At 66.4% G+C, this 24,001-nt stretch carries 21 protein-coding genes and 1 tRNA gene; 13 read left to right on the top strand and 9 right to left on the bottom strand.

Annotation, left to right across the window (positions count from 1 at the left end; all coding sequences use genetic code 11):
- The first annotated feature begins 25 nt into the window (after nucleotides 1–25).
- Complete coding sequence (locus GR303_RS06345; protein WP_161723532.1) at nucleotides 26–265, top strand: hypothetical protein; 240 nt, start codon at nucleotides 26–28, stop codon at nucleotides 263–265.
- Between the two features lie 28 nt (nucleotides 266–293).
- Here GR303_RS06345 and GR303_RS06340 read toward each other — a convergent pair whose 3' ends face one another.
- Together GR303_RS06340 and GR303_RS25285 are read right to left on the bottom strand one after the other, a co-directional pair.
- Nucleotides 294–1,001 carry an extensin-like domain-containing protein gene (locus GR303_RS06340; RefSeq protein ID WP_161723531.1) on the bottom strand — a complete coding sequence of 236 codons (708 nt, stop codon included), beginning with the start codon at nucleotides 999–1,001 and terminating at the stop codon, nucleotides 294–296.
- A gap of 195 nt (nucleotides 1,002–1,196) precedes the next feature.
- Nucleotides 1,197–1,667 carry an HU family DNA-binding protein gene (locus GR303_RS25285; RefSeq protein WP_161723530.1) on the bottom strand — a complete coding sequence of 157 codons (471 nt, stop codon included), beginning with the start codon at nucleotides 1,665–1,667 and terminating at the stop codon, nucleotides 1,197–1,199.
- Nucleotides 1,668–2,050: 383 nt separating this feature from the next.
- Between GR303_RS25285 and GR303_RS06330 the strand changes: the two genes are divergently transcribed.
- The 3 genes from GR303_RS06330 (at nucleotide 2,051) to GR303_RS06320 (ending at nucleotide 5,388) form a co-directional block, all read left to right on the top strand.
- Nucleotides 2,051–2,947, top strand: coding sequence for a sugar kinase (locus tag GR303_RS06330; protein ID WP_161723529.1), 897 nt, complete (start codon nucleotides 2,051–2,053; stop codon nucleotides 2,945–2,947).
- 35 nt (nucleotides 2,948–2,982) lie between these two features.
- Nucleotides 2,983–3,648, top strand: coding sequence for a bifunctional 4-hydroxy-2-oxoglutarate aldolase/2-dehydro-3-deoxy-phosphogluconate aldolase (eda, locus tag GR303_RS06325; protein ID WP_161723528.1), 666 nt, complete (start codon nucleotides 2,983–2,985; stop codon nucleotides 3,646–3,648).
- 99 nt (nucleotides 3,649–3,747) lie between these two features.
- On the top strand, nucleotides 3,748–5,388 hold the full coding sequence (locus GR303_RS06320; protein ID WP_161723527.1) for an AMP-binding protein: 1,641 nt from the start codon (nucleotides 3,748–3,750) through the stop codon (nucleotides 5,386–5,388).
- A 12-nt stretch (nucleotides 5,389–5,400) separates the two neighbouring features.
- Here GR303_RS06320 and GR303_RS06315 read toward each other — a convergent pair whose 3' ends face one another.
- A complete protein-coding gene (locus GR303_RS06315) occupies nucleotides 5,401–6,201 on the bottom strand; it encodes an enoyl-CoA hydratase (RefSeq protein WP_161723526.1) in 801 nt (266 codons plus the stop codon).
- Nucleotides 6,202–6,323: 122 nt separating this feature from the next.
- Here GR303_RS06315 and GR303_RS06310 point away from each other — a divergent pair, with 122 nt between their 5' ends.
- Entirely contained in the window at nucleotides 6,324–6,908 is a 585-nt protein-coding gene (locus GR303_RS06310) for a peroxidase-related enzyme (RefSeq protein WP_343038458.1), read from the top strand.
- Here the strand turns inward: GR303_RS06310 and GR303_RS06305 are convergent.
- Nucleotides 6,905–8,287, bottom strand: a complete 1,383-nt coding sequence (locus GR303_RS06305) for an FAD-binding oxidoreductase (RefSeq protein ID WP_425487114.1) — start codon at nucleotides 8,285–8,287, stop codon at nucleotides 6,905–6,907. The genes GR303_RS06310 and GR303_RS06305 overlap by 4 nt on opposite strands.
- Before the next feature lie 114 nt (nucleotides 8,288–8,401).
- A complete protein-coding gene (locus GR303_RS06300; protein WP_161723523.1) occupies nucleotides 8,402–9,190 on the bottom strand; it encodes an SDR family NAD(P)-dependent oxidoreductase in 789 nt (262 codons plus the stop codon).
- Between the two features lie 441 nt (nucleotides 9,191–9,631).
- Here GR303_RS06300 and GR303_RS06295 point away from each other — a divergent pair, with 441 nt between their 5' ends.
- The 6 genes from GR303_RS06295 (at nucleotide 9,632) to GR303_RS06270 (ending at nucleotide 15,754) form a co-directional block, all read left to right on the top strand.
- Nucleotides 9,632–10,720 (top strand): ABC transporter ATP-binding protein, encoded by a 1,089-nt coding sequence (locus tag GR303_RS06295; RefSeq protein ID WP_161723522.1) that lies wholly within the window; start codon nucleotides 9,632–9,634, stop codon nucleotides 10,718–10,720.
- A 10-nt stretch (nucleotides 10,721–10,730) separates the two neighbouring features.
- The gene (locus GR303_RS06290) at nucleotides 10,731–11,831 is read left to right on the top strand and encodes an ABC transporter ATP-binding protein (RefSeq protein ID WP_161723521.1); all 1,101 of its coding nucleotides are present in this window, start codon (nucleotides 10,731–10,733) and stop codon (nucleotides 11,829–11,831) included.
- Nucleotides 11,828–12,724, top strand: a complete 897-nt coding sequence (locus tag GR303_RS06285; protein ID WP_161723520.1) for a carbohydrate ABC transporter permease — start codon at nucleotides 11,828–11,830, stop codon at nucleotides 12,722–12,724. Before GR303_RS06290 ends, GR303_RS06285 begins: the two co-directional genes overlap by 4 nt.
- A 104-nt stretch (nucleotides 12,725–12,828) precedes the next feature.
- A complete protein-coding gene (locus tag GR303_RS06280) occupies nucleotides 12,829–13,605 on the top strand; it encodes a carbohydrate ABC transporter permease (RefSeq protein ID WP_161723631.1) in 777 nt (258 codons plus the stop codon).
- A gap of 11 nt (nucleotides 13,606–13,616) precedes the next feature.
- Complete coding sequence (locus GR303_RS06275) at nucleotides 13,617–13,898, top strand: DUF2160 domain-containing protein (RefSeq protein WP_161723519.1); 282 nt, start codon at nucleotides 13,617–13,619, stop codon at nucleotides 13,896–13,898.
- Between the two features lie 92 nt (nucleotides 13,899–13,990).
- Nucleotides 13,991–15,754, top strand: a complete 1,764-nt coding sequence (locus GR303_RS06270) for an ABC transporter substrate-binding protein (RefSeq protein ID WP_161723518.1) — start codon at nucleotides 13,991–13,993, stop codon at nucleotides 15,752–15,754.
- Between the two features lie 46 nt (nucleotides 15,755–15,800).
- On the opposite strand, the gene GR303_RS06265 is transcribed toward GR303_RS06270, so the two are convergent.
- A complete protein-coding gene (locus GR303_RS06265) occupies nucleotides 15,801–19,250 on the bottom strand; it encodes a PAS domain S-box protein (RefSeq protein ID WP_161723517.1) in 3,450 nt (1,149 codons plus the stop codon).
- 78 nt (nucleotides 19,251–19,328) lie between these two features.
- A complete protein-coding gene (locus GR303_RS06260) occupies nucleotides 19,329–20,396 on the bottom strand; it encodes a patatin-like phospholipase family protein (protein WP_161723516.1) in 1,068 nt (355 codons plus the stop codon).
- Between the two features lie 222 nt (nucleotides 20,397–20,618).
- Here GR303_RS06260 and GR303_RS06255 point away from each other — a divergent pair, with 222 nt between their 5' ends.
- On the top strand, nucleotides 20,619–21,425 hold the full coding sequence (locus GR303_RS06255; RefSeq protein ID WP_161723515.1) for a ferredoxin--NADP reductase: 807 nt from the start codon (nucleotides 20,619–20,621) through the stop codon (nucleotides 21,423–21,425).
- Between the two features lie 17 nt (nucleotides 21,426–21,442).
- On the opposite strand, the gene GR303_RS06250 is transcribed toward GR303_RS06255, so the two are convergent.
- Nucleotides 21,443–21,518: transfer RNA gene (locus tag GR303_RS06250), tRNA-Ile, on the bottom strand.
- 241 nt (nucleotides 21,519–21,759) lie between these two features.
- On the opposite strand from GR303_RS06250, the gene GR303_RS06245 reads away from it, so the two are divergent.
- Nucleotides 21,760–22,737: a glutathione S-transferase family protein gene (locus GR303_RS06245; RefSeq protein ID WP_161723514.1), complete on the top strand. Its 978-nt coding sequence runs from the start codon at nucleotides 21,760–21,762 to the stop codon at nucleotides 22,735–22,737.
- Here GR303_RS06245 and GR303_RS06240 read toward each other — a convergent pair.
- Nucleotides 22,734–23,909, bottom strand: a complete 1,176-nt coding sequence (locus tag GR303_RS06240) for an adenylate/guanylate cyclase domain-containing protein (protein WP_201751932.1) — start codon at nucleotides 23,907–23,909, stop codon at nucleotides 22,734–22,736. The two genes, GR303_RS06245 and GR303_RS06240, sit on opposite strands and share 4 nt — an antisense overlap.
- Nucleotides 23,910–24,001: the final 92 nt, after the last annotated feature.

The following is a 24,001-nucleotide window of genomic DNA, read 5'->3' as shown; positions in this document are numbered from 1 at the left end:
ACTTACGCTACGCAAGGGGCAAAAGATGAAACCTGACATGGACCTGATCGGCGCACTCACCAGCTTCTCCGTCGGCACGCTCGACGGGCGCGATGCAATGATGGTGATCGAACTCGCCACGACTCCCGAGGAATACGAGCGCGGCATCCGCCGCCAGATGCCGGTCGCCATGACCCCCGAGCATGCGCGGGAACTCGGCGAGGCCCTGCTGCTGGCCGCCAAGGCCGCTCAGATGGGCGAGGCGCCGAGCTACGCGATGAACTGATGCCCGGCCCTGCTCAGGGCCGGTCTCCCTACCGGCAGGCTCGGTAGGGCCCCATGTCGAAGTGGAAATGGTCGTCGTGAGCCTCGTTGTAGTCGGGGCTCAGCACCACATCGAAGAAGCGGCAGGCGCCATCTCTCAACGCGCGCAGGAACGCAGACCGACGCGGATCGTCGCCCCTCCAATCCTCCTTCACGCTCACCTGTTGTCCGTCGGCGAGGATGAAGCCTGAAACATCGATGGCATTGGCCGTGGCATGCTCGCTGCGCCGGCCGCGGGCGCGGTGATTGATGTTCCGGCAGGCGTAGGTGCCAAGATGCATGACCCGCGCCACCTCCTGCCCGAGATGCTCCCGGGCTGCAGGAAGCAGGACATGCCGCTCGAACAGGGCGAAAGCCACCGTCAGCGGACAGGTGGCCGTGAAGTCCCGGCTCAGCATCACTGAAGAGCGGGACACCTCGACCGCATTGGACAGCCCGCAACCCCCATCCGATGGGCGATCTGGCAAGGGTCTGTGCGAAACCTGCGACTCGGCGAGGACGGCAAGGCACTGCCCGCCATCGCGCTCGAGGCGGGCGAGCTTGCGACGGGTGAGCCAGTTGACCTCGTCGGCAATCTTCAGGGGCGCGAATGGATTGAGCCTGTTCGGGATGTCGAGAACGCCTCGCCAGACCAACCCTCCCGTGACGGCCACCCCCAACAGCAATGCAATGGCCAGACGCCCGAGAATGACCGGCATGATTCTGGAGCGGCGCTCCGGCTGAGGACGATCGTCGTGCACCCTGCTGTTCTAGGGCCGCACCACGCTGAATCGACCGGGAGCCAAGCACCGGAAGCGGTCAACAAAAAAGCAAGGCAGAAACCTGCCTTGCTCTGGGACGAGGATTTTGAGCTCTCCCCCGCGATGGTGGGGAGCTCTCAGGAGCGCAACGGCTCAGATCGCGTCCTTGAGATCCTTGGCAGCGCGGAAGGCGATCTTCTTCGAGGCCTTGATCTTCACGGGCTCGCCCGTCTGCGGGTTGCGGCCCATGCGGGCGGCGCGCTTGCGCACCTGCAGGATGCCGAGGCCCGTGAGACGGATCTTGTCGCCCTTCTTCAGGCTCTTGGCGATCATCTCGACCACCTGGTTCAGCATCTCGTTGGCCTGGCGCTTGGGCAGCTCGTGCATCTCGGAGAGACGGTCTGCGATGTTGCGCAGGGTCAGGATCGGAGAGGCGGAGCCGGCGGAAGCCTTCGCGGTCTTCTTCACAGGCGCTTTCGTCGAAGCCTTGGCCGAAGCCGCTTTGCTGGCGGCCTTGGCAGGCGCCTTCGCGGTCTTCGACGTTGCCTTTGCTGCAGCCTTGGGCGCCGCAGCCTTCTTGGCCGGGGCCTTCTTGGACGAAACCTTGGTTGCAGTCTTGGCCATCAGGAACTCCTTCTCTTTGACGGTGAATGCATAAGACAGCAGATCCTCATTAGCGGTTTCATTCAAGATTTAAAGTGGCAAAGTCGGTTTTACGCACAATAGCCAGGGATACTTGTCGATTTCTCGTCAAGCCGGGCTTCAATGCTGCTCCGGCCCCATGCGGTTCACGATGTTGCAGGCATCGTCATGCGTCTCGCGGGACCTCATGGCCCTTCTCACAAGGAGAATCACGCCCGAAGGCGCATCCGGCAACGGCTCCCGCCTCCTCCGCCGCATTCCCGGAAGCCCTTGGGCTGAGCATCCGCACCCTGCAGATTTAGATCGACAACCAGCCCAGGCTCGCCATATTCCCTTGCGGGAATGCGAAAAGCCACGGGGAAAGCATGACCAAGGTTGCCTGCATCGGTGAATGCATGATCGAGCTTCGGGAGGAAGCCGATCGGCGGCTGTCCCGCGGCTTCGGCGGAGATACCCTCAACACCGCCGTCTATCTCGCGCGCTTGGGAACACAGGTGGACTACGTCACGGCCCTGGGCGACGACAGCTGGAGCGACGAGCTGATCGCGGCCTGGAACAGCGAGGGCGTCGGCACGAGCCAGGTCCTGCGCCTGCCCGGGCGCCTGCCCGGTCTCTACATCATCCAGACCGATGCAAAGGGCGAGCGCCGCTTCTCCTACTGGCGCGATACGGCCGCGGCACGCCTGCTCTTCCATGTGCCGGAAGGCGGGAGCACCATCGCGGCGATGGCCGCCTATGATCTGATCTATCTCTCCGGCATTTCGCTCTCGCTCTACGGCGACGAGGGGCGGGAGCGCCTGTTCGCCGTTCTTCAGGACGCACGCTCGAAGGGACGGCGCGTCGCCTTCGACACGAACTTCCGCCCCCGCGGCTGGCCGGACCCTGAGGTTGCGCGCGCCGCATTCCGCAAGGCTTTTGCCCATGCCGACATCATCCTCGCCTCCACGGAGGATCTCGACCTTCTGTTCGGCGAGAAGGGCACGCAGGATCTTCTGGCCTTCGCGGACAAGGCCGAGATCGTCCTCAAATATCCGGATCTCACCTGCCGCGTGCTGTCGAAGGGCGAAGAATTCGTCGTGAAGGGCGAGCCTGCCGAGGACGTGGTCGACACCACGGCAGCAGGAGACAGCTTCGCGGCGGCCTATCTCCATGCGCGTCTCTCCGGAAAGAACCCCGACGACGCAGCCGCCGCCGGTCACCGTCTCGCGGGTCAGGTCGTGCGCCATCGCGGCGCGATCATCCCGCGCGAGGCGATGCCATAGGCCGAACACCGCCATTCGTTTCAAGGAGCATCTTCATGGATCAAGACCTGACGGCTCTCGCCTCCTCCCGCGACAGGACGCTGGCCGATCTCCTCCGGGCAGGCCCCATCGTTCCGGTCATCACGCTCGAACGGGTGGAGGATGCGGTCCCCCTCGCACGAGCCCTCGTGGCGGGTGGGCTGCGGCTTCTCGAGATCACGCTGCGCACGCCGGCGGCTGCCGATTCCGCAGCTGCCATCATCCGGGAGGTCCCGGAGGCCATCGTCGGCATCGGCACGGTTCTGACGCCGAAAGACCTGGAGCGGGCGCAGGCGCTCGGCGCCCGCTATGCCTTGAGCCCCGGCGCCACGCCAGACCTGCTCCAGGCAGCCTCCCGCAGCGCGATGCCGTTCATCCCCGGCATCGCGACGGCCTCCGAACTCATGGCGGCCCTGGCCCATGGCTTCCAGACGGTCAAGTTCTTCCCTGCCGTTGCGGCGGGCGGCATTCCGGCCCTGAAGGCGCTGGCTGGTCCCTTCCCGCAGGCCCGCTTCTGCCCGACGGGAGGCATCGACGAGAAGAACGTCAAGGATTGGCTGGCCCTTCCCAACGTCGTGGCCGCCGGCGGTTCCTGGATCTGCTCGACCTCCGACATCCGCGCGCAGGCCTGGGATACGATCACGGCCAAGGCGAAGCAGGCTGTCGCGGCCGCCCAAGGCTGAAACCGCACGCAGCCTGATCGTCGCTGCGCTGACATTTGGTCGAATTGTCAGGCCTTTGCCCTGCGAGGATACTTGCAGGTCGAGGGGGGAGGAAGCACCGTGGCCTCGAGCATCTACGACACGAATCTCGACAAGAACCCGGCGAACTACCAGCCGCTCACGCCCCTGACCTTTCTGGAGCGGGCGGCGATTGTTCACCCGGACCGGATCGCCATCATTCATGGCCCGCTGAGGCGCAGCTACCGCGACTTCTATGCCCGGTCCCGCCGCCTGGCCTCGGCCCTGGCCCAGCGCGGCATCGGGCGCGGAGACACGGTGTCCGTGATGCTGCCCAACACGCCGGCCATGCTCGAATGCCACTACGGCGTCCCGATGACCGGCGCCGTGCTCAACACCCTCAACACCCGCCTCGATGCCAAGATCATCGCCTTCTCCCTGGAGCACAGCGAGGCGAAGGTGCTCATCACGGACCGGGAGTTCTCCGCCACCATCAAGGCAGCGCTCGCCTTGAGCGCCAACAAGCCTCTGGTCATCGATTACGACGACCCGGAGTTCTCCGGCGCGGGCGAGCGCCTCGGCACGATGGAGTATGAGGAGCTTGTCGCCGGCGGAGACCCGGATTTCGCGTGGGTCCCGCCGCGGGACGAGTGGGATGCGATCGCGCTGAACTACACCTCCGGCACCACGGGCGACCCGAAGGGCGTGGTCTATCACCATCGCGGCGCCTACCTGCTCGCCATGGGCAACATCCTCACGGCCGCCATGGGACAGCATCCGGTCTATCTCTGGACGCTGCCCATGTTCCACTGCAACGGCTGGTGCTTCCCCTGGTCGCTCTCGATCGTGGCAGGCACCCATGTGTGCCTGCGCGCCGTGCGCGCCAAGCCCATGTACGATGCGCTTGCAGATCACAAGGTGACCCATCTGTGCGGCGCGCCCATCGTGATGTCCACCCTGCTCAATGCGGCCGATGCCGAAAGGCGGCCGGTGCCGCACACGGTCAAATTCATGACCGCCGCAGCCCCGCCGCCGGAAGCCGTGCTCGCGGCGATGAAGGCCGCAGGCTTCGACGTCACCCACCTCTACGGCCTGACGGAGGTCTATGGTCCGGCCGTGGTGAACGAGTGGCACGAGGAATGGGATGCGCTGGAGCCTGCCGAGTATGCGGCGAAGAAGGCGCGCCAAGGCGTGCGGTATCCGGTGCTGGAAGCCCTCGACGTGCTCGACCCGGAGACCATGCAACCCGTTCCGGCGGACGGGCAGACCCTCGGCGAGGTGATGTTCCGCGGCAATGTGGTGATGAAGGGCTATCTCAAGAACCCCAAGGGCACCGCCAAGGCCTTCGAGGGCGGCTGGTTCCATTCCGGCGATCTCGGCGTGAAGTACCCCGACGGCTATGTGCAGCTGAAGGACCGCTCCAAGGACATCATCATCTCAGGCGGCGAGAACATCTCCTCCATCGAGGTGGAGGACGCGCTCTACAAACACCCGGCCATCCAGGCTGCGGCCGTGGTGGCGATGCCCGACGAGAAATGGGGCGAGACCCCCTGCGCCTTCGTGGAGCTGAAGCCCGATCACTCCGTCTCGGCCGAGGACATCATCGCCTGGTGCCGGCAGAACCTCGCCTCCTACAAGTGCCCGCGCACGGTGATCTTCACGGAGCTGCCCAAGACCTCCACGGGCAAGATCCAGAAGTTCCAGCTGCGGGAGATGGCGCGGGCCCACAAGGCCGCGAGTTGAAGAAGGGGCGTGTCAGCGCCCCTTCCAGACCGGCTTGCGCTTTTCGATGAAGGCGTCGATGCCCTCCGCGGCATCCTCGGCCATCATGTTGCAGGCCATGACGCTGCTCGCATAGGCATAGGCCTCCTCCAGGCCCATGGAGCGCTGGCGGCCGAACATGGCCTTGCCGGTGCGGATCGCCACAGGGCTTTTCGCGCAGATGTCGGCGGTCAAGGCTGCAACGGCCCCGTCGAGATCCGCATCCGGAGCCACCCGGTTGACGAGGCCGAAGGACAGGGCCTCGGCGGAGGAGATGAAGCGGCCCGTGACCAGCATGTCGAAGGCGTGCTTCGGCGACACGTTGCGGGAGAGCGCCACCGCCGGCGTGGAGCAGAACAGCCCCACATTGATGCCCGAGACCGCGAACGTGGCGCTCTCGGCGGCCACGGCAAGGTCGCAGGATGCCACCAGCTGGCATCCGGCGGCGGTTGCCATGCCGTGCACCCGGGCGATCACCGGCACCGGCAGGTGGACGATGGCCTGCATCACCCGGCTGCATTTCGCGAACAGGGCTTCGTAATAATCCTGGCGCGGATGGGCGCGCATCTGCTTGAGGTCGTGCCCGGCACAGAAGGCCTTGCCGGCGGCCGCGATCACCACGCAGCGCACCGCCTCGTCCTGCGCCAAGCGATCGAGCGCCTCCTGGAGGGCCTGCAGCATCTCCTCCGACAGGGCATTGAACTGCGCCGGCCGGTTGAGGGTGAGCGTCACCACGCCGTCCCTCTCCTCCCGCAGCAGAAGGGCCTCGTTGGACAGGTCCTGCTGGGCGCTCATCGGTGCTCTCCTCCCGATCGGCAGACATTGTGCGCGGAATCCAACCCGAATAAGCTCGATCTGGCAAGGCGCTCCCGCAGGCACGATCCTGAGCGGGAGCGGAACAATGCGAGGTGCCGCCCGTGAGCCAGCCGCCGATCAGCCGCTTCCCCGTTCCCGAGATCGCGGATCTGCCGGAGGATATCCGCTCGCGGATCCTGGCGGTGCAGGAGAAGTCGGGCTTCGTGCCGAACGTGTTCCTGGTCTTGGCCCGAAGGCCCGACGAGTTCCGCGCCTTCTTCGCCTATCACGACGCCCTGATGGACAAGCCGGGCGGCCTCACCAAGGCCGAGCGCGAGATGATCGTGGTCGCCACCAGCAACGCCAATCAGTGCCAGTACTGCGTCATCGCCCACGGCGCGATCCTGCGCATCCGGGCCAAGAACCCGCTGATCGCCGATCAGGTCGCGATCAACTACCGCAAGGCGGACATCACGCCCCGGCAGAGAGCGATGCTGGATTTCGCCATGAAGGTGGCGCTCGAGGCCCACGCCGTGGGCGATGCTGACATAGCGGCCTTGAGCGCCCACGGCTTCGGCGAAGAGGACGTGTGGGACATCGCGGCGATTGCCGCCTTCTTCGCCATGTCCAACCGCCTCGCCAATGTCAGCAGCATGCGGCCGAACGACGAGTTCTATCTGCTGGGCCGCACCGAAAGACAGGCTTAAGGCAGAAGCACCTTGCCCGGATTGAGCAGGCTCTCCGGATCGAGCGCCCGCTTGAGCCTGCGCGCGAGCTCCATCTCGGTCGAGGCGCGATAGCGGGCCAGCTCGCCCACCCGGTACTGGCCGATGCCGTGCTCCGCCGAGATGCTGCCGCCGAAGGCCGCCACCATGTCGTGGACGATGCGGTTCACGACATTGGGATCGTGGCCGTGATCGACGAGCACGTTGTAATGGATGTTGCCGTCGCCGAGATGCCCGAAGGCGTTGACCCGCGTTCCCGGCGCGCCCGCGGCGAGCGCCTCCCCGGCCTCGTGCAGGAAGCGGGGCACCTCCGTGAGCGGCACGGAAACGTCGTGCTTCACGCTCTTGCCCTCGCGCGCCTCCGATTCCGTCACATGCTCGCGCAGGGCCCAGAGCTGGGCCGCCTGCGCACCGGACTCCGCGATCACCCCGTCCAACGCGATCTCCCGCTCGAAGGCCATGCCCAGCATCGCCTCGGCCGCCTCGCGCAGGCCCGCGAGGCTGGAGGCCGCCTCGATCAGCACGAACCACTCGCCCTCGGCAATCGGCGTCTTCAGGCCCGCATGCTTGGCGACGAGCTGCATGGAGGTGGCCGAGATCAGCTCGAAGGCGGAGATCTGGTCGCCCAGCTCGTCCTGGGCGAGCTCGAGGAGCCGCAGGGCGGCGGCAGGATCCACCACCGAGAGCAGCGCCGTCACGGAATGCTTCGGCCGCGGCAGGAGCCTTAAGATCGCCGCCGTGACGATCCCGAGCGTCCCCTCGCTGCCGATGAAGAGCTGCTTCCAGTCGTAGCCCGCATTGTCCTTGCGCAGGCGGCGCAGGCCATTGGCAATCGTCCCGTCGGGCAGAACCACCTCGAGGCCGAGCACGAGGCTGCGGGTCATGCCGTAGCGCAGCACGTTCACGCCGCCCGCATTGGCCGCCACCACGCCCCCGATGGTGGCCGAGCCTTCCGCGGCAAGGCTGATCGGCAGCAGGCGACCTGCAGCGGCGGCCGCATCCTGGGCGACCTTGAGGATGCAGCCCGCCTCCGCTTCGAGGGTGAGCCCCACGGGATCGACGTTGCGAATCGCCGCCATGCGATTGAGGGACAGGACGACCTGGGTTCCCGAGGCGTCAGGCACCGCCCCGCCGGCGAGCCCCGTGTTGCCGCCCTGGGGCACGATGGCGGCACCGGCCTCGCGGCAGATCCGCACGATCCCGGCCACCTGCTCCGCCGAGGACGGGCGGACGACGCAGGCCGGCTTTCCGGGGAAGAGCTTGCGCCAATCCACCGCATAGGGCTCCAGGTCCGGTCCCTCCGCGAGGACGGCCGCCGGTCCGAGCAGGCCCGTCAGGCGCTCCAGCAAATCCCTCGGCATCATCGCACAATCCCTTGCAGCCAGGGCGCGTGACGGCCCTGCAAGCCGCTCCTCGCCCATCGGAGCGGGATCGTCAACCGACCCTTCGAGGCGCGACGCTGCAACCGGACGGGCTCAGCTCTGGCCCGATCCCGGCTCGGCCATCTTGCGATGCTGCTCGGCCAGCATGCCGGCCGGCGTGATGGAGGCAATCGCGGTGGTGATCTTGTTCTTCCATCCGCTCACCACGTCCCCGTCGCCGCGCATCATCGCCTCGAACCCGACCTTGGCCACGTCCGCGGGATCGTCCTTCCTGTCCTGGCCGACCTTGGTGTCCAGCATGCCGGCGCGCTCGAAGAACTCGGTATCGGTCGCGCCGGGCATGAGGCACGTCACCGTCACGCCCGTGTCCTTCAGCTCGTTCCTCAGGGCGAAGGAGAAGGAATCGATGAAGGCCTTGGTGCCGTTGTAGACGGCCTGGAACGTGCCCGGCATGAACCCGGCGATGGAGCCGGTGATGAGGATGCGCCCCTCGCCCCGGGCCCGCATGTCCCGCCCCACCTTCTGGATCAGGTAGATCGTGCCCGTGATGTTGGTGTCGATCACGTGCCGGACCTGGGTGAAGTCCTGGTCCAGGAATGCATGCCCGAGGCCGTGACCCGCATTGGCGAGGAGCGCATCCACCGGCCTGCCCCTGAGGGCGGCATAGAGCCGGTCGACACCCTCCAGGGTCGCGAGATCGACTTGCAGCGAATCGACCGCGGCGCCGAGGGCCTGGAAGTCCCCGGCTGCGTCCTGGATCGCAGCCTGATCGGCGGCAATCACGAGGTCGTACCCATTCTGCGCGCAAAGCTTGGCCAGTTCATAGCCGATCCCGGTCGAGGCGCCGGTGACGACGGCAAGGGGCTTGGCATTGTCCGGCATGACGCTCTCCCGAGAGATCCGACGTCCCGCAATCCTTGCGAAGCGGGTGCGGCGCACGAGGCGTGAACTCCCGAGCAAGGCTCGGGTTCAATTCGAATGACCCAGCGTCAAGGTCCGATGCATGATCGCGCGTTGACCCAGTCGCTCGAAAGACCGCGTCGGGTCGATCGCAGCCGGTTGCTTTCGCCAGAGGGGCAAGATACCTTCGCCGTAACAATAAGAAGAAAGCCGAGATTCAGGGGGTCCGAAGCCGGGAGAAGCGCTCTTGGGCCTGTGGGATACCGCGACGTTGCACAACGTAACGATGCATGAGGCACGCATTCGCAGCGGGCTTCATGAGGCAGTGCAAGAGGCCGCAGCGCCGGGCATCGAGCCGCATGCGCCTGCCCCCTCGTCCTGCCTTTGTCATGTCCGGCAGCTTCGTCGTTCCAGGGAGTGCCGATGACCCTCGTTCTTGAAGGGGTCTCGAAGAAGGTCGGGGCCTCCACTCACATCCATGATGTCGATCTGACCCTCGAGCGCGGCTCCCTGAACGTGCTGCTCGGAGCAACGCTCTCGGGCAAGACCTCCCTCATGCGCCTCATGGCCGGGCTCGATGCGCCCACGAGCGGCCGCATCCTCGTCGACGGCAAGGACGTGACCGGCTGGGCCGTGCAGCGGCGCAGCGTGGCGATGGTGTACCAGCAGTTCATCAACTACCCTTCGCTCACCGTCTTCGAGAACATCGCCTCGCCCCTGCGCGTCTCCGGCCTGCCCCAGAACGAGATCGAGGCGCGCGTGCGCGATGCCGCCAGGCTGCTCAAGCTTGAACCCTACCTCGACCGCAAGCCGCTCAACCTCTCCGGCGGCCAGCAGCAGCGAACCGCGATCGCGCGGGCTCTGGTGAAGGGGGCCGACCTGGTTCTGCTCGACGAGCCCCTCGCCAATCTCGACTACAAGCTCCGCGAGGAGCTTCGCGAGGAACTGCCCCGCGTCTTCGCGGCTTCGGGCGCCATCTTCGTCTATGCCACGACCGAGCCCACGGAGGCCCTGCTGCTCGGCGGCAACACCGCGACCCTCTTCGAGGGCCGGGTGACGCAGTTCGGGCCGACGCCGCAGGTCTATCGCCGCCCCCGCGACCTGACCACGGCCCGCGTCTTCTCGGACCCGCCGTTGAATATCCTGCACGCGGTCAAGTCGGGCGCCAGCGCGACGCTGAGCGCCGGCGGGCAGATCCATGCCGGCGGCACCCTCGCCACCGTGCCCGACGGCGAGTACACGGTCGGCTTCCGGGCCCATCATCTCACGCTCGATCCCGGCGGAGGCGAGGAGATCGCCCTCCCCGCAACGGTGTCCGTGGCGGAGATCACCGGGTCGGAAAGCTATGTGCACCTCGATGCCGGCGAGCACCGGCTCGTGGCGCTCGTGCCGGGTGTCCGACGGCTGGAGCCGAAATCCGCCGTCACGGCCTATCTCGACCTGCGACACCTGTTCCTGTTCGATGGGCATGGCCGCCTCGCGGCCGGCGACCCGGCGCAGAAAGCGGCTTGAGGGGAAAGCCATGGCCCGCATCACGCTCGACCATCTCGCCCATGCCTACAGGCCCAATCCCCGCACCCCGGAGGATTATGCCCTCAAGGAGATCAACCACGTGTGGAAGCAGGGCGGCGCCTATGCCCTGCTGGGTCCTTCAGGCTGCGGCAAGACCACCCTGCTCAACATCATCTCGGGCCTCGTGCGCCCGACACGCGGGCGCGTCCTCTTCGACGATTTGGACGTCACGGACCTGGCCACCGAGTCCCGCAACATCGCGCAGGTTTTCCAGTTCCCGGTGGTCTACGACACCATGACCGTGCGCGAGAACCTCGCCTTCCCGCTCAAGAACCGGCACGTGCCGCGGGACCGGACGGCCCGGAGGGTGGAGGAGATTGCGCATCTTCTCGATCTCACCCGCGTGCTCGACCGGAAGGCCAGCAATCTCACGGCGGACATGAAGCAGAAGATCTCCCTGGGGCGCGGCCTCGTGCGTCCCGACGTGGCGGCGATCCTGTTCGACGAACCGCTCACCGTGATCGACCCGCACCTGAAGTGGCAGTTGCGCTCCACCCTCAAGGAGATTCACCGCGCGCTCGACATCACGATGATCTACGTGACCCACGACCAGACCGAGGCGCTCACCTTCGCCGACAAGGTGGTGGTGATGCATGACGGCGCCGTGGTGCAGACCGGAACGCCGGACGAGCTGTTCGAGCGCCCAGCCCATACCTTCGTGGGCCATTTCATCGGCTCCCCGGGCATGAACATCCTGCCCTGCCGGGTCGAAGGCGCCACCGCCTTCATCGGCTCCGACGCCGTTCCCCTGCAGAGAGCCTACCGGACCCTGTCCGGCGGGGAGCGGATCGAGCTCGGCATCCGCCCCGAATTCGCGCGGCTCCAGCCCAAGGGCGCCGGCCTTCCGGTCCGGATCCGCCGCATCGACGACATCGGACGCGCCCGCATCGCCCGGGTGGAGCTGGGCGGCCGCCCTCTTGCCGCGAGCGTTCCGGACGGCATTTCCATCGAGGGAAGCGAAGCTTCGCTCGCGCTCGATCCGCGCCACGTGCACATCTACGCCAACGGGCATCTGGTGCCGGGCGAAGCCCTCGGAGGTCACGCGGCATGACGAAGACCGTCAACAACAGGGCCTGGCTCTTCGTCCTCCCTGTCTTCGCCATCGTGGCGTTCTCGGCCTTCCTGCCGCTGATGACAGTGGTGAACTACTCGGTCCAGGACACCTTCGGCAACAACCAGTTCTTCTGGAACGGCATTGCCTGGTTCCAGGAACTGCTCGATCCGTCGAGCCAGCTCGGCGAGCGCTTCTTCGACTCGCTCTGGCGCACGCTCCTGTTCTCCGCCATCATCCTCCTGATCGAGGTGCCGCTCGGCATCGCGGTGGCGCTCGCCATGCCGCGCGAGGGCTGGAGCGTCGCCCTCTGCCTGGTGCTCATGGCGCTGCCGCTGCTCATTCCGTGGAACGTGGTCGGCACCATCTGGCAGGTCTTCGCCCGCGGCGACATCGGCCTCCTCGGCTGGACCGTCAACCGCCTCGGCATCGACTACAACTATACCGGCGATCCGCTCGATGCCTGGGTGACGATCATCATCATGGATGTGTGGCACTGGACGAGCCTCGTCGCCCTCCTGTGCTATGCGGGCCTGAAATCGATTCCGGATGCCTATTACCAGGCCGCCCGCATCGACGGAGCCTCGCGCTGGGCCGTGTTCCGCACGATCCAGCTCCCGAAGATGCGGCGCGTGCTGCTGATTGCCGTGCTGCTGCGCTTCATGGATTCGTTCATGATCTATACGGAGCCATTCGTGCTCACCGGCGGCGGCCCCGGCAACGCCACCACCTTCCTGTCCATCGATCTGGTGAAGCTGGCCCTGGGGCAGTTCGACCTCGGCAAGGCGGCCGCCATGTCCCTGGTCTACAACCTCATCATCCTCGCCATCTGCTGGGTGTTCTACACCGTCATGACCAACGTGGATGCCGAACGCGAAAGGGTCGAAGCATGAGCGGAAGCATCGCCGTCGGCTCCTCCGAGATGAAGACCGCCGCGGCTCCCGCGGCGGCCAACCGCGTTCTGTCGGAGCCTCGCGTGAGGGGCAGCACGGTGGTGATGACCCTCTACCTCGTGTTCCTGATGCTGCCGATCTACTGGCTCGTGAACATGAGCCTGAAGACCAACATGGAGATCACCTCGGGCCTCACCCTGTGGCCGCGGGAGATCACCTTCGACAACTACGTCAAGATCTTCACGGACCAGAGCTGGTATTCGGGCTATATCAACTCCCTCACCTATGTGCTCATCAACACGGTGCTGTCGATCGCCTTCGCGCTGCCGGCCGCCTATGCCTTCTCGCGCTACCGGTTCCTGGGCGACAAGCACCTGTTCTTCTGGCTGCTGACGAACCGCATGGCGCCGCCGGCCGTCTTCGCCCTGCCCTTCTTCAATCTCTACTCGGCCATCGGCCTCTTCGACACGCCCTGGGCCGTCGCCCTGGCCCATTGTCTCTTCAACGTGCCCCTCGCGGTCTGGATTCTCGAAGGCTTCATGTCCGGCGTGCCGCGGGAGATCGACGAGACGGCGGCCATCGACGGCTATTCGTTTCCGCGCTTCTTCATCAAGATCTTCATGCCGCTCATCGCCTCGGGCGTCGGCGTGGCGGCCTTCTTCTGTTTCATGTTCTCCTGGGTAGAACTGCTGCTCGCCCGCACGCTCACCTCCGTGAACGCCAAGCCCATCGCCGCCACGATGACGCGCACGGTCTCGGCGGCCGGGATGGATTGGGGCCTTCTCGCGGCGGCGGGCGTGCTCACGATCCTGCCCGGCGCGCTCGTGATCTGGTTCGTCCGCAACTACATCGCCAAGGGCTTCGCCCTGGGCCGGGTCTAAAGGAGAGCACCATGCCCGATCTCGCCTGGATGGCCTGGACTTGGCAGACCGGCCTCTTCTTCGCCGCCATCGCAAGCCTCCTGCTGATCATGACGCTTCTGGCGATCTACCGGCCGGAGACGGAGCGCGTCGGCGTCCTGCGCATCCCGACCACGCGGGGCGACCGGCTCTTCATCTCGCTCCTCGGCTCCGCCTTCATCCACCTCGCCTGGCTCGGCCTCGTCGGCCTCGACCTGTGGTGGGCCTCCGCCCTTTCGCTTCTCTTCGCGGCAGCGGTGTTCCGCTACGTGTGAGACGCGCAGGACCATAACACCCTTCGGTTCGCCCGGACCCCAGGGACCAAGACCGGCGCCTCAGCCGGCAGGGCACAACTTGGGAGGAATGAATGAAACTCACCCATACTCACCCCCGCTTGCGGCTCTTCGTGTCGACGAGCGTGCTCGCCATGACACTGGGCGCCGGCGCCGCCTTCGCGGGCATGGAAGAAGCGCGCCGCTGGATCGACAGCGAATTCCAGCCCTCCACGCTCTCCAAGGACGAGCAGCTGAAGGAGATGGAATGGTTCGTGAACGCGGCCAAGCCCTTCGTCGGCATGGAGATCAACGTGGTCTCCGAGACCATCACGACCCATGAATACGAGGCCCGCACCCTCGCAAAGGCCTTCTCGGAGATCACCGGCATCAAGCTCACCCACGACCTGATCCAGGAAGGCGACGTGGTGGAGAAGATCCAGACGCAGATGCAGTCCGGACGCAACATCTACGATGCCTGGGTGAACGACTCCGACCTGATCGGAACCCATTTCCGCTACAAGCAGGCGGTGGCGCTCGACGACTGGATGGCGGGCGAGGGCAAGGACGTCACCAACCCGATGCTCGACGTCAACGACTTCATCGGAAAATCCTTCACCACCGCGCCCGACGGCAAGATGTACCAGCTGCCCGACCAGCAATTCGCGAACCTCTACTGGTTCCGATACGACTGGTTCCAGCGCCCGGACCTGAAGGAGAAGTTCAAGGCCAAGTACGGCTACGACCTCGGCGTTCCGGTGAACTGGTCGGCCTATGAGGACATCGCCGAATTCTTCACCAACGACGTGAAGGAGATCGATGGGGTCAAGGTCTACGGCCACATGGATTACGGCAAGAAGGACCCCTCCCTCGGCTGGCGCTTCACCGATGCCTGGCTCTCCATGGCCGGCAACGGCGACAAGGGGATCCCGAACGGCCTGCCCGTCGACGAATGGGGCGTGCGCATGGAAGGCTGCCGCCCGGTCGGCTCCTCGGTGGAGCGCGGCGGCGACACCAACGGCCCTGCCGCCGTCTACTCGATCGCCAAGTATATCGACTGGCTCAAGAAGTACGCGCCTCCCCAGGCGGCCGGCATGACCTTCTCCGAATCCGGACCCGTGCCGGCGCAGGGCAACATCGCTCAGCAGATCTTCTGGTATACGGCCTTCACTGCCGACATGGTGAAGCCGGGCCTTCCGGTGGTGAACGCGGACGGCACGCCGAAATGGCGCATGGCACCCTCGCCGAAGGGTTCCTACTGGAAGGAGGGCATGAAGCTCGGCTACCAGGATGCCGGTTCGTGGACCCTGCTCAAGTCCACGCCCGTGGAACGCCGCAAGGCGGCCTGGCTCTACGCGCAGTTCGTGACCTCCAAGACGGTCTCGCTGAAGAAGAGCCATGTGGGCCTCACCTTCATCCGCGAAAGCGACATCTGGCACCCGTCCATGACGGAGCGCGCGCCGAAGCTCGGCGGCCTCGTGGAGTTCTACCGCTCGCCCGCCCGCGTGCAGTGGACGCCCACGGGCAACAACATCCCGGACTACCCGAAGCTCGCGCAGCTCTGGTGGCAGAACATCGGCGATGCGGCCTCCGGCTCCAAGACCCCGCAGCAGGCGATGGATTCCCTCGCCGCAGCCCAGGACGAGGTGCTCGGACGCCTCGAGCGCGCGAACGTGCAGGGCGAGTGCGGGCCGAAGCTGAACCCGAAGACCACGGCCGAGGAGTGGTTCAAGAAGGCGGAAGCTGCCGGCACCATCGCGCCCCAGCGCAAGCTGGCGAACGAGAAGCCGAAGGGTGAGACGGTCGACTACGACACGCTCATCAAGAGCTGGCCGGCCAACCCGCCGAAGCGCAGCTGATGCAGCATGGCCCCGCCTGCAAGGGCGGGGCCTCGCAGCCGATCTCTCACTCGCCTTCCAGCACGCGCCTCACCTTCGCCGCCAGATCCTTCGCGGTGAACGGCTTGGTGATCAGGTCGACGCCCTCATCCAGGCGTCCGTGATGCACGATGGCATTGCGGGTGTAGCCGGTGGTGAAGAGCACCTTCAGGCCCGGGCGCTGCCTCAGGGCCTCGTCGGCAACCTTGCGGCCGTTGAGCGGGCCTGCGAGCACCACGTCGGTGAACAGGAGATCGATCTCGGGATGAGCCTTCAGCAGGGCGAGGCCGCTCGGGCCGTCGGCCGCGGCCAGCACCGTGTAGCCCGCCTCCTCCAGGGCTGAGACCGTGAACTCCCGCACCATGTCCTCGTCCTCGACCACGAGGATGGTCTCGCCGCGGCCTCTCTGAAGCGGGATGGTCCCTGCCGCCGCCGTCTCGGCCTTGTCCTGAGCGGCCCGCATGAGACGGGGGAAGTAGAGCTTCACGGTCGTGCCCTCGCCCACTTCCGAATAGATCGCCGCATGGCCGCCGGACTGCTTGGCAAAGCCGTAGACCTGGCTCAGGCCCAGGCCGGTTCCCTTGCCTACCGGCTTCGTGGTGAAGAAGGGCTCGAACACCCGGTCCCGCACCTCCGGCGGCATGCCGGTGCCGGTATCGCAGACCGCAACCATCACGTATTGCCCCGCCTTCACGTCGCCGCGCGAGACCGCCGGGTAGCCGTCGTCCAGATAGGTGTTGGCGGTCTCGATGGTGAGCTTGCCGCCCCCGGGCATGGCATCGCGCGCGTTGACGCACAGGTTCAGGATGGCGCTCTCCACCTGGTTCGGATCGGCCTCCGTGCGCCAGAGGCCGCCGGCCAGCACCGTTTCGATGGAGATCGTCTCGCCCAATGTGCGCCGGATCAGGTCCGACATGCCGGAGACGAGCTTGTTGAGATCCACCACCTCGGGCTGGAGCGGCGATTGTCGCGAGAAGGCGAGCAGGCGGTGGGTCAGAACCGCCGCGCGCTGCGCGCCTTCAAGGGCGTTCTGGATGTTGCGCATCAGGCGCGCGTCGCCTTGCGTGGCCTCGATGCGTCGCTGCGCGATGTCGAGATGGCCGGTGATGACGGTGAGCAGGTTGTTGAAGTCGTGCGCGACGCCGCCCGTGAGCTGGCCCACCACCTCCATCTTCTGCGACTGCCGAAGCTGCTCCTCGGTCCTGCGCAGGACCTCGGCGGCTTCCCGCTCTGCGGTGACGTCGCGGGCGATGGCGTGGATGAAGTTCCGGTCGGGCACGGCCGTCCAGGACAGCCAGCGATAGCTGCCATCCTTGTGCCGGTAGCGGTTTTCGAACCGCAGGGTGGTGTGCCCCTCCGAGAGGCGGCCCGCCTCGGCGAGGGTGCTCTCCCGGTCGTCGGGATGGACGAGATCCAGGAACGAGCCTCCCACCAGCTCCGTGTCGCTCCAGCCGAGAATGGCCGTCCAGGCCGGATTGACGGCGACGATCTCGCCGTCGAACCGCGCCACCAGCATGATCTCGGCCGACAGGCGCCAGATCCGGTCGCGCTCGGCGATGGCATCCTCGACCCTGCGCTCCAGGGTGGCATTGAGCTCCCGCAGTTCCTCCTCGGCCCGCTTCTGGCGGTCGATGTCGAGACAGGCCACGAGTCCTCCGACGATCCGCCCTTGCACGTCGCGGATGGGCGCTCCGATCAGATAGACCCATGTGCGACGCCCGTCGCCGCGCTCGTAGAGGATCTCGAGCTCCGGCCTTTCCTCCCCGCCCTGAAGCGCCCGCGCGAGCGGATACTCGGCGGCGTCCACCCGGCGTCCGTCGGCATGATAGCCGATCCATTCCCGATAGCTCTCGACGTTCGGCGACGGCAGGACCGGATGGCCGAAGATGCGCTCCACCTGGGCATTGCCGGCCACGATGCGCCCCGAGGGTGCCTCGGCCAGGACGATGCCGACCGGCACCGTGTCGAACACGGTCTTGAGGCGAGCCTCGCTCTCGGCGAGCTGCCGTTCGGCCCGCTTGCGCTCGGTGATGTTGCGGGTGACGGTGCCATAGCGGATAGGCTGCCCCGTCTCGGGATCGTCGATGCGGAAGACGTCGTAGATGACGGAAATGCGCTCGCCCGTCGCGAAGTGGCGGAACGTCAGCTCGCCGGACCAGCGCCCCCGCTCGACGACAGCAGGAAAGACCTCCTCCTGAAGGCGCCCGTGCTCGGCCGGATCGAAGAAGTCCGGAACCCGGGTGCGGCGGGCCTTCTCCATGCTCTCAAGCCCGACGAGCGCCCGGCCCGCATCGTTGACGAACAGGATGTTGAGTTGGGTGTCGGCGATGCCGATGAAGTCCGACGAGTTCTCGACCAGCGCCGCGAGTTCCGTGTTGAGCGCCTCGGCCCTGTCCCGCTCCTGCTCGCGCTCGCGAAGGGCGACTGCCGCGGCGGCGAGCGCATCGCTGATCTCGTTGGCCTCCCTCAGGCCCGTTGCCAGAGCCGGCGCATGCTCCCCCTGGCCGACGCGCCGGGCGACCTCCGTCAGCTGGCGGAGCGGTTTGGCAATCCCCCTGGCGAACCAGATCGCCAGGGCGCCGGACAGCACCAGGACGACGGCCGACGTCCCGATCAGGATTCCCGTGATGCGCCGGACCGGAGCCTCGATGAGGGCGGTGGGAACCCCGACCGCGACACGCCAGCCGGAGAAGGACGAGCGGGTGTAGGCCCCGAGGACTTCCGCTCCCTCCAGGTTGCGGCCGAGCCAGATGCCGCCGGAACCGGTCGTGTTGGCGCGAAGATCGGCCGTCGCCTCGCTTCCCACATACCGCTCATGCTGGCGCGAGCGGGCGATGACCCGGTTATTGCGGTCGACGATGGCGATCGTCCAGTCGGGTGGAGCCGAAGCCGTGAGGATGTCCGCCAGCCGGGCAGGTTCGAGGGCTATGCTGAGGGCATAGGCCACCGCCCCATCCCGGAACACAGGCGCATCGATCTGCACCAGCTTCCGCTGGGTCGCAGCGCCGGTATAGAGATCCGAAACCACCGGCCGACCGGTTTCGAAGACCTGGCGGTCCGCCGTCAGCACGACCGGATCGTCCCAGTCCGGCAGGGGCGATCCGAAGGGCCGGCCGGTATTGATGATCTGCTTGCCCGTCCGGTCCCGCATGGTCACGAAGGAGCCGCGCCGGCGCAGGAGAGCCCGGGCCTGGGCGTCGAAAACGGCAAGATCTCCACCCGCCTGGAGAGCCGGCGACGTGGTCAGGGCTTCCAGGGCGCCGGTCAGCCCGTCCAGCTCGCGGTCGATGACGGCGGAAACCCGCTGCGAGAGCTCGAGGGCCTCCGCCTGGTGGCGAACACGCTCCGTGGCCGCAAACTGCCACAGGAGCAGCGACGCGAATGCCACGACCGGGACCAGGACGGCGGTGACGAGGAGGACGAGACGGGCGCGGGTCGACAGGGCGCGCCGCCGGATGGCGGAGGACAGGGGGTTCAAGCTTCAGCTCTTCTTGGTCTTGGGCTCGGCCTTTTCTAGGAGAGAGGCAATGCGGCGTCTACCGCGGCCTTGCGCCGGTCAGGAATAGGCGCTGCGCAGATCGAGAGTGCCCGTGTGCCCGATCGCTTCGTAATGGTCCGCAAGCCAGGTGCGGGCGGCCGCACGGCCCAGATCCTTCAGCTCCTTGAAGAACTCCCATTTGGCGCTCAGGCGCGAGGCCGCGGTGAAGTCATCGAGGCTCGGCCCGCCGTGGATGCGGTGCATGAGAACCCGCTTGTAGTCCCGGGGGGAGAGCTTGCCCTCGTCCACCAGCCGCGCCACGAAATCCACCGCCCTGAGCTCCTGCAGGAGGTTCGCGTTGAACGTGATCTCGGTCAGCCGGTTCTGGATTTCCCGTGCGGTCCGCGGCGTCGAGCGGCGCTCGATCGGGTTGATCTGGACCAGCAGGATGTCGTCGGTCTCCGTTTCGTAGAACAGCGGGAACAGGGCGGGATTGCCGGAATACCCGCCGTCCCAGTAGGGCTCCCCATCGATCTCGACCGCCTTGAAGAGCATGGGCAGGCAGGCGGAGGCGAGCACGTGATCGACGGTCAGCTCGGAGCCGCGGAAGACCCGGATCTTCCCGGACCAGACATTGGTCGCCGCGATGAAGAGCCTGGCCTCCGTGCAGGCCCTCACGCGCTCGAAGTCGATCAGCTCGTTGAGGGCGTCCCGCAGCGGGTTGATGTCGAGCGGGTTCAGGTCGTAGGGGCTCGCCATCCGGGACCAGGCGTCGAGCCAGAGATGGGCCGTGGAGCCGTCGCCGCTCCAGGCGCCGAGGAGCCGGTCGAAGAGCGTGCGCTGGATCGGCGAGAGCCTGCCGTCGAGGCTGACGCGCTTCCAGAACTTGCGCAGCTGCCCGCGCGCCCCGTCCGGGCCGCCTTCGAGCCAGCCCTCGACGAGAACCACCGCATTCATGGAGCCGGCGCTCGCCCCCGTGATCGCCTCCAGGGCGAGACGGCCGTCCTCGAGGAGGTAGTCGAGCACGCCCCAGGTGAAGGCGCCATGGGCGCCGCCGCCCTGAAGCGCCAGGGAAACCGTCTTCTCGCCCCTGGGCCCCCTCAATCCGGGCACGGGGCTCCGGGTCTTCTCAGCGCGGCCGGTCATCACGGTCTCCCCTCGTCGGACGGGGATTTCGGCCCCGGTCCGAAACCCTATCTGGAGCGGAGCATTGACACGGGCCAGGAGGATTCGCGACGGCAGCCGCGAAAGGTTGCCGCAAATCCCTCCCGGCGGCGACGGATGCCTTGAACGGCAGGCTCGGAGCGTTTAACGAGCACGTCGCCCCGATCCCTCAAGCCCGCAATCCGTCCGGAACAGGTGTGAACGATGAGTCTGACAGAGCCGAGCCGAGCTGCCGTCGCCGATCTGGAGACGGTCACCGCCGTCACCCATTTCGGCGAGCGCAACTTCTCGTTCCGGGTCACGCGGCCGAGGTCCCTGCGGTTCCGCTCGGGCGAGTTCGTGATGATCGGCCTGCCCGATATCGACGGAAAGCCGCTCCTGCGGGCCTATTCCATCTCCTCCCCCTCCTGGGACGACGAGCTGGAATTCTACTCGATCAAGGTTCCTGGCGGCGCGCTCACGTCCCGCCTGCAGCAGATCGCCGTGGGGGACCGGATCATCGTCCGCCCGAAGGCGGTGGGCACCCTCGTCCTCGACGGCCTCACCCCCGCCCGGCGGCTCTGGATGATCTGCAGCGGCACGGGCATCGCCCCCTTCTGCTCCCTGTTGCGCGATCCCGAGACCTGGGAGCGCTACGAGGACGTGGTGGTCGCCCATACCTGCCGCACCAACGACGAGCTCGCCTATGGCCGCCTCGTGATGGACGCCCTGCCCGAGGATCCGCTGATCGGGGAGCTCTGCGCGGGACGGCTGCACTACTACCCCACCACCACCCGCGAGGAATCCCCCTGCATGGGCCGGATCACGGACCATATCCGCAGCGGCGAGATCTTCTCCAAGCTCGACCGGCCCACCTGGACCAAGGAGGTGGACCGGGTGATGATCTGCGGCTCCATGGAGCTCAACCTCGACCTGATGCAGATCTGCAGGTCCTGCGGCCTCGAGGAGGGCAGCAACAGCCGCCCCGGCGACTTCGTGGTGGAAAAGGCCTTCGTGGGCGAGGGCAGCTGAGAGGGGTCGGAAAGGGTTGGTGGGCCCGGCAGGACTCGAACCTGCAACCAGACCGTTATGAGCGGCCGGCTCTAACCATTGAGCTACAGGCCCTTCCAGGGAGAGAGGATCTCTCTCTAGCCCAGGAGGGCGCCGTTCGTCACCCCCCTCGCGGACGCATCCGGGAGCGAGCCCGGCATCCGGCCCTGTTCCTGGACTGCATCCCGGCTCCCGTCAAGCCTGCGGCATCAAGCCATCGGGAGGGAGATTTCAGGATCGGCCTTGATCTTGGCAGCCATCGGCCCTCTGTCTCAGGATGCAACGGACCGGTTCGAGAGCCGGCATGGAGGACGGGATGGGACTGCTTGTCGACGGTGTCTGGCAGGATCGCTGGTACGATACCAAGAGCACCGGCGGGCGCTTCGTGCGCACCAACGCGGCGTTCCGGAACTGGATCACCGCCGACGGCTCGCCAGGTCCTACGGGAGAGGGCGGCTTCAGGGCGGAAGCCGGGCGCTATCATCTCTATGTGTCGCTCGCCTGCCCCTGGGCACATCGCACCCTGATCATGCGCAGGCTGAAAGGGCTGGAGGCGATGATCGGGGTCTCTGTGGTGCACTGGAGGATGCTCGAAAACGGATGGACCTTCGAGCACGGTCCCGGCGTCGTTCCGGACCCCATCCGGGGCGCCCGCTACCTGCACCAGGTCTACACGGCAGCGAAGCCCGACTATTCCGGCCGCGTGACGGTGCCTGTGCTCTGGGACAAGGTGAAGAACACCATCGTCAGCAATGAATCCGCCGAGATCATCCGCATGATGAACTCCGCCTTCGACGGCATTGGAGCAAGGCCCGGCGACTATTATCCGGAGGACCTGCGCTCCGAAATCGAAAGCCTGAATTCCCGCATCTACGACAAGGTCAACAACGGGGTCTACAAGGCAGGCTTTGCGACCACACAGCAGGCCTATGAAGAGGCCGTGCGGCCTCTTTTCGACACGCTCGACCTTCTCGACGAGCGCCTCTCCTCAAGGCGTTATCTCTGCGGCGGCAGACTGACCGAGGCGGACATCAGGCTCTTCACCACGCTGGTGCGTTTCGATGCGGTCTATGTGGGCCATTTCAAGTGCAACCTGCGCCGCATCGCAGACTACCCGCACCTGTCGGGATATCTGCGCGACATCTACCAGACGGATGGGATTGCAGAGACCGTGGACATGGTCCACATCAAGGGCCATTACTACGAGAGTCACAAGACCATCAATCCTGCGGGAATTGTTCCCCTGGGGCCGCTCCTGGATCTCGACGCACCGCACGAACGCGGGACGCTCTAGGGCTTGTAGACCTCGATGGCCTCCGCAAACCCCTCGACCGCGTGAGCGCCGAGCGGCATCGGATCGCCCCACAGATGCTCCACGAAGGGCTTTGACATCAGGAGCGGCTCGCCCAGGCGCTTGTTCAGGTCAGCGATGCGGCTTGCGAGGTTCACGTCGCGCCCGATGACCGTGAAATCGAGCCGCTGCCCGGAGCCGACATTGCCGTAGGCCGCATCGCCGTGGTGCAGCGCGAATCCCACATGGATGGGCACCGGGAAGCGGCCCTCGCTGTTGGCGCTCTCGATGCGGCGCAGGGCCTTGGTGGCAGCGGTCAGCGCCGACTGAGCGGCGCCGCCCGTGTCGTCGCCCTTGTCGCGCATGATCGCCAGAAGCCCGTCGCCGAGATATTTCAGCACCTCCCCGCCCTCGTCCTCGATGGGCGGCACGAGGCAGTCGAAATAGTTGTTCAGCAGTTCGACCGCGCTCTCCGGGCTGAGGGTCGCCGAGATATGGGTGTAGTCCCGCATGTCGGCGAAGAGGATGGCCGAGCGGATGCGCGTCACCTGTCCGCGCTGGATCGCCCCGGAGAGGATCGCCTTGTGGGGATCGTCGCCCACATAGATGCGCAGCACCTCGTCGAGCCGGTTGCTGGTGGCCCGCAGCTCCGTGACGAGCGCGAAGGACGGCATGACCATGCGCAGGATCGTCAGCTCGCGCTGACCGAAGCCGCCCGGAGTGCGGGTCGCAAAGGAGATGGCGTTCTCCGCCCCGTTGGTGAAGCGGATCGGGATCGTGACATATTGGCGGTAGCCCGCCTCCTTCAGCTCCGGGATCACGGGAAAGAGATCGTCGGGAGTGCTCGCCAGGTCGAGGATGAGCCATTGCCCGGTGCGGTTCACGTGGGCGAAGGGGCTCGTCTGGTAGACCGCCTCGCGGCGGTCCCCATGGGGGAGATAGCGCACGACGGTGCCCTCCTCCCGGGTCCAGAACCGCCCGATCCCGGCATATTCCGAATGGAGCGCCTCGATGGCCGAGACCGCCCGGTCGATGGGCAGGCCCACCTCGATCAGCCGGTCCAGGAACCCGCTCAGGACCTCGTTCGCATCCTCCATCCTCGCCGCCACGGTCACGAGCCAGTCCCGCAGGGCGATGACGCGGGAGAGGCTCTCCGCGTCCAGGCTTCGGGCCATGGTCAGCAGATCGTCCGGGACGGGTGGGGAGGGAGGCGGGATCATGAGGCCAAGGTGTGGTGTTGCCCGGCAACCTTCAAGTCAGGGCGCCT

Source organism: Microvirga arsenatis (assembly GCF_009910705.1).
Classification (GTDB): Bacteria; Pseudomonadota; Alphaproteobacteria; order Rhizobiales; family Beijerinckiaceae; genus Microvirga; species Microvirga arsenatis.
The sequence above is the reverse complement of the archived record's forward strand: the minus strand, read 5'-3'. Positions and strand labels throughout refer to the sequence as shown.

Bases quoted from the DNA above. Each gene is read 5' to 3' on its own strand.
- GR303_RS06345 (WP_161723532.1), top strand. From the start codon at position 26: ATGAAACCTGACATGGACCTGATCGGCGCACTCACCAGCTTCTCCGTC.
- GR303_RS06340 (WP_161723531.1), bottom strand. From the start codon at position 1,001: ATGCCGGTCATTCTCGGGCGTCTGGCCATTGCATTGCTGTTGGGGGTG.
- GR303_RS25285 (WP_161723530.1), bottom strand. From the start codon at position 1,667: ATGGCCAAGACTGCAACCAAGGTTTCGTCCAAGAAGGCCCCGGCCAAG.
- GR303_RS06330 (WP_161723529.1), top strand. From the start codon at position 2,051: ATGACCAAGGTTGCCTGCATCGGTGAATGCATGATCGAGCTTCGGGAG.
- eda (WP_161723528.1), top strand. From the start codon at position 2,983: ATGGATCAAGACCTGACGGCTCTCGCCTCCTCCCGCGACAGGACGCTG.
- GR303_RS06315 (WP_161723526.1), bottom strand. From the start codon at position 6,201: ATGAGCGCCCAGCAGGACCTGTCCAACGAGGCCCTTCTGCTGCGGGAG.
- GR303_RS06305 (WP_425487114.1), bottom strand. From the start codon at position 8,287: ATGCCGAGGGATTTGCTGGAGCGCCTGACGGGCCTGCTCGGACCGGCG.
- GR303_RS06300 (WP_161723523.1), bottom strand. From the start codon at position 9,190: ATGCCGGACAATGCCAAGCCCCTTGCCGTCGTCACCGGCGCCTCGACC.
- GR303_RS06295 (WP_161723522.1), top strand. From the start codon at position 9,632: ATGACCCTCGTTCTTGAAGGGGTCTCGAAGAAGGTCGGGGCCTCCACT.
- GR303_RS06290 (WP_161723521.1), top strand. From the start codon at position 10,731: ATGGCCCGCATCACGCTCGACCATCTCGCCCATGCCTACAGGCCCAAT.
- GR303_RS06285 (WP_161723520.1), top strand. From the start codon at position 11,828: ATGACGAAGACCGTCAACAACAGGGCCTGGCTCTTCGTCCTCCCTGTC.
- GR303_RS06280 (WP_161723631.1), top strand. From the start codon at position 12,829: ATGACCCTCTACCTCGTGTTCCTGATGCTGCCGATCTACTGGCTCGTG.
- GR303_RS06275 (WP_161723519.1), top strand. From the start codon at position 13,617: ATGCCCGATCTCGCCTGGATGGCCTGGACTTGGCAGACCGGCCTCTTC.
- GR303_RS06270 (WP_161723518.1), top strand. From the start codon at position 13,991: ATGAAACTCACCCATACTCACCCCCGCTTGCGGCTCTTCGTGTCGACG.
- GR303_RS06260 (WP_161723516.1), bottom strand. From the start codon at position 20,396: ATGACCGGCCGCGCTGAGAAGACCCGGAGCCCCGTGCCCGGATTGAGG.
- GR303_RS06255 (WP_161723515.1), top strand. From the start codon at position 20,619: ATGAGTCTGACAGAGCCGAGCCGAGCTGCCGTCGCCGATCTGGAGACG.
- GR303_RS06245 (WP_161723514.1), top strand. From the start codon at position 21,760: ATGGGACTGCTTGTCGACGGTGTCTGGCAGGATCGCTGGTACGATACC.
- GR303_RS06240 (WP_201751932.1), bottom strand. From the start codon at position 23,909: ATGGCCCGAAGCCTGGACGCGGAGAGCCTCTCCCGCGTCATCGCCCTG.